The following is a 9,919-nucleotide window of genomic DNA, read 5'->3' as shown; positions in this document are numbered from 1 at the left end:
AGCAACTGACTTTTAATCAGTAGGTCGCTGGTTCGAACCCAGCAGGGCTCACCATTATTTCAATGTGTTACGGTGTTCATCCGTTCTAAAAAACCGAATTAGAACGGTTTATAGAACGGTGAATTTCAATCGGTTAATCAGCTTGGTAGAGAAATATTGATCACTATGACTCATGAGGCCGCAATCTGCTTGGGTTTCGTGCAAGCATTTCGACTATGCCACCGCCTCCAACTCATCAGCTTTGACTTCTGACGCGACAAATAAGCCACCTGAAGGACAGCTATTGGGCCGTTAGCGGACTGTCTGCTCAAGCGAAATCACTGGGCATATGCTGACATCGATCAGTTATGCATCGCAATGGACCCTCCCGATCCAAATTCAGAAACTTGGCCGATTAACCGGGGGACAGTGAAGAAACGGCAGTCTGCAGGGGCTGCCGATAGGCCGAAACGTTATTTCCGATCAGAAGATGTGGTGCTAAGTCAAATTGCGTTTTTGCGCCTCAATCGCCACTTCTGCGCGCGAAGACACATCCAGTTTGCGGTAGATCGATTTCAGATGATCACGCACCGTGTGAGAGCTGATCATTAATTGTTCGGCCACTTCCTTCGCGCGTAGCCCGCGTCCCACGAGGGAAAGCACCTCGCGTTCCCGGTCTGTCAACGGGTCGCTTTGATGATCTTGCTCGGGCCGGAACCGCGCCAACATCATCCGCGCAATGGCTGGCGATAGAGAAGGTTCGCCAGCCATCAGCCTAGCGATACGGTAATGCAGTAACTCAGGCTCGACATCTTTGATTAAATATCCGTCCGCACCCGCTGCCAATGTCGCCTCCACGCTCTCGCGGTCGTCCATCACGGTTACGGCGGCAATGATGATTTCAGGATTGGCTTTCAGGCTGCGAATAATATCCCAGCCTCGGCCATCCGGCAGATGCAGGTCGACAAATGCAAAATCAAATTTTTGATCCAGCATGACCATTGCCTCTTTGAAGGACGCAGCGTCGCAAAGCACATAGTTCACAATATTTTGCTCGGCGAGCACGTCCTTAATTGCTGCGCCAAGCAATTGCCGCGCGGATGACAAATCATCGACGATCATTATTCGTGTTTGCTGCCCCGTCATTGCGTTTCGACCGGCAGCGCAATGCTGGTACGAAAACCCTTCGGATCCAGATCGCCGAAATCAAAATTGCCCTCAAGCGCTGCAAGCCGGGTCCTGATATTGGCCAGGCCATTGCCCTGGCCCTTACCTGCGCTGAATCCTCTGCCATTGTCGCTCGCAACAATATAGACGACGCCATTTTCCAACCGTGTCTGCACCTGCATTTCCGTCGCCCCCGAATGTTTAATGACGTTCGTTACCATTTCGCGGATGATTGAGGTGAGCGCCTTTTGCGGTTGCGGCGTCAGCATGCCTGATATTTCGGAAATCGGCCAGTTGAGGGCGATACCCGAAGCCTCCAGGCGATCTGCCGTCTCGGCCCTGCAATCGGCGAGAATGTCTGCAAGCAGGCGCGTGTCACCGACCTCAGCCGAGACAATCATCCGGACTTCCGCCAAAGAAGAGCGGAGCACCGATTTCAGATCATCCGGATTATCCGAGTTAAGCCCCGACATAAGCAGCGCCGAAAGGTCATCGTGCAGATCGCGCGATATCCTGCCGCGTTCGCTTGTGACGCCATCGGCAAATGCCTGTTGTTGGCGTTTCAGGCTGGAAAGAAAATCGATCATACGCGCAGCGACCTGCCGGTCGCGTTTTTGGAACAGCCTCGTGCCCTTGTTTTTGTAGCGGAGTGCAAGCGGCGCACAACCAGCAGCCGCAGGAATATGAAGCATGATGCCTTGTTCTTCAATCGCTACAGACTCAGCATCACCACTACCAACCGGGACCGGCTCGATCGCCAAAGGGGTGAATGCCTGTTGCAAAATTTCCTGCCATTTTGCGCAGCGATCATTTACGTTGCGGATCAATGCAACATGGGCGACTTCTTCCAGCAGATCTTCGATTGGCGTGGCCTGAAAGAGCCAGCGCTGCACCATGCTCCGCCAGGGAAGATAGAAAAACGGCAAGATGAGCAGCATGGTCAGCACTGCCGCTCCGCTCAATGACCCAAGCAGAGCCACCAGTGCGACATCAACCGCAATTAGCAACAGGCCGACGGACACGGCCTTGAACATGGTGATCGCCCAAAGCTCGCTTTCGAACAGGTTCTGCCGTTTCAGACCGAATGCAACCCCCAGATGTACGATCAGGAAAAACGCAAAGGCATAGCTTTGGTTGATCAGCGGTTCGGCGCCCAAAAGAACGGGGATGATCGCCATGCAGATAAACAAGCCGGACCCGATCAAACTAGACACGCCGACCCACCGGATCGCGGCCATATCGAGCGGACGGCCGCGCGATTTTATGAACTGGATGACAACCAGAACCAATATGGCGAGCATTTCCATCGCGGTCAGCAAGGGGGTTTCATTGGCCGGCTTGCCCAGCAGATCGAGTTGCCCCAGCAAATATAAACCCACGATCGGAATCGCGACCCATATCAGAAATCGGTTTTGCACCAGACGGACCGGATAGATGAGAAACAAACAGATCAGCGCAATGCCAAAGCCAATCGATCCCAATGCGTTCAGCGCACTCAGGGGCTGGAATAAATCCGTCGGCAGCGCCAGCCACCGGGTGCTATATATTGCAGCACAGGTAGCGGAGAGCCATAGGCAAAGTCCGACAAGTCCAAACAGCTGGTTGGAAAGCCGCTTTGGTTGCAAAGCCCATATCCAGGCGGATACGATGAACCCTGCGATGCCAACCAGTATCTGTAACCAAAACTCGAATGGCATGACATCATTGGGCCTGAGCTTGATCTCGCGCTCCGCGTCATTCGTGACAACCGTCACGCTATCGGAATTGCGGAGAATATCGGCAAATCTGTCTTGGCGCGCGGCAAACCGGTATTGCTGCTCATAGCGTTCCATCACATCAGGTTCGGGAGTAAGATCAGCAGGTTCAATTTCTACTTCACCCGGACCTATGCGCGGGGCAATGCCAATTTTTTCGCCGGCCGCATTTTGCAAAATTACGCCTTGTTCGGAAACAACCAATTGTTGGCTAAAGCGGGGCTGGGAAAAGGCGACTATAAACGCGCTCAACGTCGCCAAAAAGCCTAAGAAAATGACAATGGAGAGCAATATACCCGGCATTGCAAAATAGCTTTTCTGGCTTTTCCGCATTATTTCCGTCTCGATATTTGTGAAAGCTGACGGTGCAGCGCAAACGCTTTTCCGTCAAGACTTAGCTGCCTGAATACGGGTCGCAAATATTCAGGCAGCTATCTGGAAAATAAATCTGCATTTATGCCCCAAGAGAACCCAGTCTGCGGCGAAATCATCAAACTGGCTATCCCCCAAATGGGGGATGGCGAAATCCCCCGATTTACCGGCAAAAGCCGCATGCAAATACAGAATCTAAAATGCAGTGGGGGCGGTGTGCATAGTTGTCAAAATCAGAATGAATCTATCCATAAACGATTGCTAAAATTGTCCGCATATATTTTGCCCGTGCTCTCGGCCCTTGCCATTGCGCCGCCTGTTCATGCGCAGCAACCCACGGCAAACCAAGTACAAGCGGTTGCCAGTCTCTTCGCCCTCTCTACCTACGCGCTTGGCGCAAACGAAAGTTGCGATATTTTGATGCTAGGCGAATATCGCGCCCTAATGCTTCTCAGCGAAAAATTTGGCCCGGATTTAAAGAAAATTCTCAAGGCTGAGCAATATCGTTCCCTTGATAATTTTGAAAAAGGTAAAAAGGAATGGATCGGTTGCGCTGGCAAGACGGCACGGCCGGATGTGGCCCAATTGATTGAATCTGCCAATTTGATCGCTGATGCGCTGATATCGGCGCCGCATGCAATGACCGGCGAGCCGAAATCATGCTCTGTCGACGGAGAATATATGGCGTTGAGCAAGACGGAATGGCGCATCGTCGCAAACAACAGACAAACCAAATATGAGCAGTCACCGAAAAAACCAGAGTTCGAGAATATGGTGAGAATCTTTGCCGGGATGATCGACGCCGAATGCAAGTCCAAATATTCTTTGTTGATGCAGGCTGGTTTTGAGCAACTGGTTTTGACGGAAGATCTGAACCAATATTTGCAAGGGAAGATCGAAAAGAAAACCATATTCACATCCGTTGGCAAGCTAGTCAGCTTTGGCTCGGCATCAGACGACTTCGGGATCTGGCGCTCCCGCATGGGTCGCTTTGCAGGCACGCGCAAGAAAGCGGGCCTGTCGGTATATCGTGTCCTGAAACGCGATGACGAAAATACAATCCGGTTTGAACTTTCACGCCCGGGAACATTCGATCCGCACGGACGGATGTTGATCACGCAAAAAGGCCGCTGGAACGCAAATATGCGCAGCAATATCGATGCTATGGAAATCCGTCTGTCTGATGGCACCAAACTCGCCATGGAAAAAGAAAGCGGGAATGGCAGCGCCACTATGGGCAGCTCAAAGTTCATTTTACCCACGCAATCGCAGCGTATCATCGAGCGCAAGCCAGATCTTACCCGCGTGACAGTAGCTTTCCAAAACGCGGGCCAAAACGCGGGCGCCTGGACCGAATTTCTCGACATCGGAAAAGACGCTTCTATCCAGAGCCAAACCCTCGGCGATCTTCGCACGGCCCTGCAATGGGCTAATGTTCCTGTTCTGAATGTCAAAAAATGAGGCTTGCAAACGACCATTCCAATCCTGTGATGAAGGTCCTGATCCGGACTTTAGCCCTGATCCTGTTCACGGCCACTCCGTCCGTGTCTTTGGCCCAAAGCGATTCTGGTCAACCGGACACAGCCTTGCGTGAAGCCGCCGGACTCTATGCCGATGGGCAAACAGCTTTGGCGTCGGAGAATTTTGAGCGGGCATCTATGAATTTCTCGCAAAGCTGTGATCTTGGCTATTCTGCGGCGTGCGTGGATGCCGGGCGCATTTTTTTGGATCATCTGCCTTCGACAGCAAATGACGCAAAAGCACGCGGGAAATTTGTCCGAGGCTGCATTTTACGCAACGCCGATGCTTGTCGCGGATTGGCACCGTTGATGCAACGGGGTGTCGGCGGTCCCGTCGACAAAGACGGTGCGCTGGATATTTACAATATGCTGTGCGAAGCCAATGCCGTGGATGGTTGTGCTTTACAGGCCATCTTGATTGCCAACAAGCTCAGCGCTGCGACAGATGATAGCAGCAGGAACGCAATATATAGCTTGGCTCGCACCAGCTATTTCAAAGCCTGCGACCTTGGCGCCGCCGATGCTTGTGTCGATGCCGGCGCTTATGCCGCTGAAGGACGGGGCGGACCCAAGGATGGCGCACTTGCCGTCAAATATAGCCAGCGGGCCTGCGAAGGCGGAGAAATAAAAGGCTGCGCCAATATGGGCGTTTTTGCACGGGACGGTTTTGGCATGGCTGGTGACAACGGCGTCGCTAAAAGCCATTTTTCCAAAGCTTGTGACGGGGGCGTGGCGATAGCCTGTAGCAATCTCGGAACATTATGGATGGACGAGGCAGCAACGGCCAAGACGAAAACTGCGGCACTTGTTCTTGCGTTTATCGCTTTTGAAAAAGCTTGCAAGGGCAACGATCCGATGGGCTGCAGTAATTTGGCGACCGCCTATTACAAAGGTGACGGCATTGCGAAAAGCTATCCGAGTGCGATGCAATTCGCGCAAAAAGCATGCGAGCTGGACTATGCGAACGGATGCTACACACAGGCGGTGATGTATTATACCGGCGAAGGTGTCACACAGGACATATTCCAATTTCGCATATGGGCGACAAGAGCGTGTGACAAAGGCCATGCGCAGGCCTGCACAAATATCGGGATGTTATATTTGCAGGGGAAAGGCGGATTTGCCCGTGACATGCGAAAGGCCCGGCAATTGCTGAAGCAAGGATGCGATGGCGGCTATCAACGTGCCTGCAGCGAATTAGCCGATTTAGAGCCAGCGCGGGAACAGACCTGATGCGGATATCACATATCAGCCTTTGCCTGTCTTCTGCCTTGTGGATTTTCACGTCCGCAGCACAAGCACAAGAGATAGGGGCAGAGAGCGCCACAAGCGTTGCTGAAACAACGACAGCGGCAGAGCGTACCAAAGACGAAAAGCGACGCCATTTTGAGGATGCAATGCGGCTTGATCAACTTGGCGGAAAGAGAGAGGCACGCGTGATGCTGCGGTCTTTCTGTTTTGATGATGGCGTGGATGAAGCCTGTCATAATTTTGGCGCTATGGCGGAGGCAGGCGAAGGCGGCGACGCTGACCTCGAGGCCGCACGCGCTGCCTATAAAAAGGGCTGCGAACTGCAATTTCGTCCGAGCTGTTTCAACTATGCCAACATGCTCCGCGAAGGGCGCGGCGGCGAGCAGCTCTATCCCGGAGCGCTGGACCTTTACGCCCAAATTTGCCGCGCATCAGACGGTCGGGGATGTCTCAATGCGGGGATCATGGTCGAACAGGGAATGGGTGTTACCCATAAAGATGTAAACGTTGCGATGGATGCTTATCGGGCAGGATGTGACCTGCATAACGAGGCCTCGTGCGATCGGCTCGCAAAGCTGGTGGCAGCAAGCAGTCCTGTCGGCGAAGTGGAGTAACCGGTTTTGAACAAAGGTAAATATTCGGCACTGGCGATCAATCGATCTGTGTCATTCTCAACAATGCGTATGATGACAGGGTTGGTCCTGGCCTTGATTTTCGCCAATCCGGTATCCGCCAAAGACAAACAAGATGCAGCCGCTGCCCCCACCGAAACCGTCACCGTCTGCCCCGACGGAGGCTATGAAAGCCCCTGCACATTTGCGCAGATGGAAAAAGCTATCAGCCTGACATCCAATGCGGTGCTCCTGCTATCAAAACAGTGTCTTTATCAAACCGAAGCGCGATGTTGGGTCAAGGCGAGCGGCACCATTAGCAATATGGAACGTGGCGGCCGCGTAATCTGGCAGCATATGATGCTGGCGCCCAATGATGGTCCCGCGACCGAAATGATCATATTGTTCGAACTCGAAGGAAAGCCAGTGCCCAGGTTGGTTCTGGCAGCGCAAACCGAAGGCTGGTTTCTGGCACCGGATGTCGTGGCCAATAGCGATGACGGCGTTTTGATCCACGTCCTCGGGCGTACTGGTGGTAACGGGGCAGGCAATGCCGACCTTCTGGTTCGACGCACGAAAACCGGGTGGAGCCACATCTCGCTGAGATCTTGGTTCGATGAAGTAAATGCCATGCTCCCTGCAGGATTTGAAGTGCAGAACGGGGTCAATTTTAACTTTCGCGACATGCATGCCAGTTCACCGGTATGGCGGTCCGGCGACGGCCATTGCTGCCCGACAGGCGGAACCATACAAATTGATTTTGCCATAAATACAGCTGACCAGCTTCTTGTTGCAGGCCTTGCTTTCGACGAAACAAAACCGGTCGCCCCCACAATTTACTTACCTGAAAAACAGCAAGTTTCGGAGCAGATCGCACCGAAACCCGAAACTATTCCACAAGGAGACGTAGAATGAAGAATATATTTGCCATCGTGGCGATCAGCGCCCTGTCACTGTTATCGCACCCCGTATTGGCAGCATCCAAGCAAGAAACGAAGATGCTCAAAAGCGCAGCGGAATGCACCTATGTGGTCCAGATTGCCGAAGAAAACGGCGTCAAGTTGAACAATAGCAGCGACACCTGGGCAAATCTCCTGATGCAGGCCAGCGATAAATTGGGCCTGGATGCGGGGGCCTATTATAATGAAGCCAAAGCAAAATATGAGTCCCGCGCCCGAACGATGGGTGATGACAATACTCTCACAAAGATGATCGACAATGCGCAAAAATGCGACCGTGGTCTTTGATAGTTACGGCGAGGAAGAACGGATGCAACGGAAAATATGCTTGACCAATATCGTCCCGCTATCGTGTTTGGCCGGCCTTGCCGCCTTGTCAATTCCGGCGGCCGCATCGGCCCAGACGGCCCATGCGCAAGACAGGGTCGACAGCATTTACGAATGTGCGCAGGCCATCCAGGTTGGTGAGGAACAAGGCAATAGCTACGATGTCTCCAGCACATTTGCGCGCGGATATCTTGACCGTGTATTGGGTCAAGGTGGAGCAAGCAAAAGCACTGCCAAAACCAATGTGACAAGACAATGGCTCGACTATAAAGCGAAAAACGGCGAGCGCGCCTTGCTGGACCATGTGTTGGAAGCTGCTGACGAGTGTGAGGCGGTTCTGTACGAAATTGCCGCCGATGATAGTTACAATAGTCGCGGTTCTGTTGTCGCTGTTGCCGCTGCCGCAGCGGCTCCAGCCGCTGAAGCGCCGGATTCCTATAGCGTGGCGGACTTGCGTTACCATGTTCAGGAAACGGGCGACTATGCCGCCGTCGCCGATTATATCGTCGAGCGCTATCCCTATGGTAAAAAGTTGATGGAAGAAATTCCGGAAGGCAATCTTCTGGGCGAACTGGTGGTAGAGACCGGCGCGAAAGGCGTCACTCGTTTCAGTGATGCTGCTGTGGTCGCGCTCGCCAACCAATATTATTGGCAATATAATCCGCCAGCAACGCGCATCATTTTTGCGGAATATCAGCGGCGACTGCGGGTTCGGAAATATACGGAAAATGAGGGCAAACAATGGGCGGCTCGTGCGGCCAAGGATCGGGCGGCACAAGCCGCCTCGGCAGCTTCAGGCTCATCTTCGGGACAAAGAACTCCGCGCCAGAAATTCAAGACCTGTACGACAACAACCTATAGCGGCGTTGGCGGCGGCACGGCGATCTCATGTAAGGATTACTAGATTCAACGGTCTTTAGAAAGCCTAGTGCGCATTGGTATGAGACAAAGGATTTCAGGGAAATTGAAATGCATGTAAAATGGATCGTGAAGAGCCCACTGCCCTTGGCTCTGTCTACTCTTCTATTCTCAGCCCCTGTCGCGGCCAGTTCATCTCAGAATGAAAATGCGGCCCGTGCAAATGCGGCTTTTGCCGAGGGAGCAGCCATCGGTGTTAGTCCGGTCACCCCTTCCGAGATGGCGCAATGTTCTGCTTACTGGAATCGTTGGCAGTATGTGGTGGACAGTTCAAATATGCCGCAATTTAGCGCGGCATTGCGAACCGAATTATCTTCCCATAATGCCAAAAAATCCGCGGCTCAATGGCTGCAACTAAGCAAAAAACTGCTTCGCCGTGAGGAAGGAAATCTGGACGGATTGGTCGAAATTCTTCATGAATCCAATGAACGCGCCGATACAGTCTATGCCACTTGGGCAAATGATGAAATCGGCAGAGTTGACGAACTGCCCCGAGCTTTGGGCAGTTGTTAAGTGAACTTGGGGAGCCGCGAGCCCAAAATTTTCTCGGATGCAAGGTCCCCAACGTGGCCCGGACAACGAGGTAAGAATAACCACAGCCAACCGGCATCAAGTTCGGCCCGGCTATATTTGAAAAGGAACAGCAATGATTAGTGCGATAGCCCTTAACTTGCTCTTGTTGCAGGCTATCACATTGGACGAAGGCCCAGAACCAAATGCGGCGGGCATAGCTTGCGGCATAACGCGCACTGTCACCGAGGTTTATCAGGACGAGGTCGCTGATAAGACAACGGCTATTGCCTTCGTCAAATCCGAAAACGGCGGCGCGCCGATTCCAGTGCCCGGCGCTGCATTTCGTCTGATGCCCGGGGGCGCAATACCCGGATTTGTGACAGGTATAGGGACTCATACGCGCGAAATTCTGGGCGGACTGGGTCTCGACGACAAATCGTTAGAAACGGTTCTGGAAGAATCCGGTACTCGCTCCGCCTGAAACAGATCTGCTGCAATCTTGTCATAACTTGCCTTCCGTCATGGTCCTGACGGAAGCCAAAACTGCG

Annotated in this window: 10 protein-coding genes; 8 read left to right on the top strand and 2 right to left on the bottom strand. The window is 52.9% G+C overall.

Features of this window, described 5'->3' with window-relative positions:
- Positions 1 to 477: 477 nt before the first annotated feature.
- Together AAC060_RS15040 and AAC060_RS15035 are read right to left on the bottom strand one after the other, a co-directional pair.
- A complete protein-coding gene (locus AAC060_RS15040; RefSeq protein WP_339827710.1) occupies positions 478 to 1,101 on the bottom strand; it encodes a response regulator transcription factor in 624 nt (207 codons plus the stop codon).
- 20 nt (positions 1,102 to 1,121) lie between these two features.
- The gene (locus tag AAC060_RS15035) at positions 1,122 to 3,233 is read right to left on the bottom strand and encodes an ATP-binding protein (RefSeq protein WP_339827707.1); all 2,112 of its coding nucleotides are present in this window, start codon (positions 3,231 to 3,233) and stop codon (positions 1,122 to 1,124) included.
- Between the two features lie 123 nt (positions 3,234 to 3,356).
- Between AAC060_RS15035 and AAC060_RS15030 the strand changes: the two genes are divergently transcribed.
- The 8 genes from AAC060_RS15030 (at position 3,357) to AAC060_RS14995 (ending at position 9,852) form a co-directional block, all read left to right on the top strand.
- Positions 3,357 to 4,733, top strand: coding sequence for a hypothetical protein (locus tag AAC060_RS15030; protein ID WP_339827705.1), 1,377 nt, complete (start codon positions 3,357 to 3,359; stop codon positions 4,731 to 4,733).
- A complete protein-coding gene (locus AAC060_RS15025; RefSeq protein WP_339827703.1) occupies positions 4,730 to 6,025 on the top strand; it encodes a tetratricopeptide repeat protein in 1,296 nt (431 codons plus the stop codon). Before AAC060_RS15030 ends, AAC060_RS15025 begins: the two co-directional genes overlap by 4 nt.
- Positions 6,025 to 6,657: a tetratricopeptide repeat protein gene (locus AAC060_RS15020; protein WP_339827700.1), complete on the top strand. Its 633-nt coding sequence runs from the start codon at positions 6,025 to 6,027 to the stop codon at positions 6,655 to 6,657. Before AAC060_RS15025 ends, AAC060_RS15020 begins: the two co-directional genes overlap by 1 nt.
- 69 nt (positions 6,658 to 6,726) lie before the next feature.
- Positions 6,727 to 7,569 carry a hypothetical protein gene (locus tag AAC060_RS15015; protein WP_339827698.1) on the top strand — a complete coding sequence of 281 codons (843 nt, stop codon included), beginning with the start codon at positions 6,727 to 6,729 and terminating at the stop codon, positions 7,567 to 7,569.
- On the top strand, positions 7,566 to 7,901 hold the full coding sequence (locus tag AAC060_RS15010) for a hypothetical protein (protein WP_339827696.1): 336 nt from the start codon (positions 7,566 to 7,568) through the stop codon (positions 7,899 to 7,901). The genes AAC060_RS15015 and AAC060_RS15010 overlap by 4 nt, the downstream gene beginning before the upstream one ends.
- On the top strand, positions 7,873 to 8,844 hold the full coding sequence (locus tag AAC060_RS15005) for a hypothetical protein (protein ID WP_339827694.1): 972 nt from the start codon (positions 7,873 to 7,875) through the stop codon (positions 8,842 to 8,844). The genes AAC060_RS15010 and AAC060_RS15005 overlap by 29 nt, the downstream gene beginning before the upstream one ends.
- Positions 8,845 to 8,909: 65 nt before the next feature.
- On the top strand, positions 8,910 to 9,371 hold the full coding sequence (locus tag AAC060_RS15000; protein ID WP_339827691.1) for a hypothetical protein: 462 nt from the start codon (positions 8,910 to 8,912) through the stop codon (positions 9,369 to 9,371).
- A gap of 133 nt (positions 9,372 to 9,504) precedes the next feature.
- A complete protein-coding gene (locus AAC060_RS14995; protein ID WP_339827689.1) occupies positions 9,505 to 9,852 on the top strand; it encodes a hypothetical protein in 348 nt (115 codons plus the stop codon).
- The last annotated feature ends 67 nt before the right edge of the window (positions 9,853 to 9,919 follow it).

The organism is uncultured Parasphingorhabdus sp., from assembly GCF_963975555.1.
Lineage (GTDB): Bacteria > Pseudomonadota > Alphaproteobacteria > Sphingomonadales > Sphingomonadaceae > Parasphingorhabdus.
The sequence above is the reverse complement of the archived record's forward strand: the minus strand, read 5'-3'. Positions and strand labels throughout refer to the sequence as shown.

What these genes read in the sequence shown, in the direction of transcription:
- AAC060_RS15005 (WP_339827694.1), top strand. Translation starts at nt 7,873, where the DNA reads ATGCGCAAAAATGCGACCGTGGTCTTTGATAGTTACGGCGAGGAAGAA.
- AAC060_RS15025 (WP_339827703.1), top strand. Translation starts at nt 4,730, where the DNA reads ATGAGGCTTGCAAACGACCATTCCAATCCTGTGATGAAGGTCCTGATC.
- AAC060_RS15010 (WP_339827696.1), top strand. Translation starts at nt 7,566, where the DNA reads ATGAAGAATATATTTGCCATCGTGGCGATCAGCGCCCTGTCACTGTTA.
- AAC060_RS15020 (WP_339827700.1), top strand. Translation starts at nt 6,025, where the DNA reads ATGCGGATATCACATATCAGCCTTTGCCTGTCTTCTGCCTTGTGGATT.
- AAC060_RS15030 (WP_339827705.1), top strand. Translation starts at nt 3,357, where the DNA reads ATGCCCCAAGAGAACCCAGTCTGCGGCGAAATCATCAAACTGGCTATC.
- AAC060_RS15040 (WP_339827710.1), bottom strand. Translation starts at nt 1,101, where the DNA reads ATGATCGTCGATGATTTGTCATCCGCGCGGCAATTGCTTGGCGCAGCA.
- AAC060_RS15015 (WP_339827698.1), top strand. Translation starts at nt 6,727, where the DNA reads ATGATGACAGGGTTGGTCCTGGCCTTGATTTTCGCCAATCCGGTATCC.
- AAC060_RS15035 (WP_339827707.1), bottom strand. Translation starts at nt 3,233, where the DNA reads ATGCGGAAAAGCCAGAAAAGCTATTTTGCAATGCCGGGTATATTGCTC.
- AAC060_RS14995 (WP_339827689.1), top strand. Translation starts at nt 9,505, where the DNA reads ATGATTAGTGCGATAGCCCTTAACTTGCTCTTGTTGCAGGCTATCACA.
- AAC060_RS15000 (WP_339827691.1), top strand. Translation starts at nt 8,910, where the DNA reads ATGCATGTAAAATGGATCGTGAAGAGCCCACTGCCCTTGGCTCTGTCT.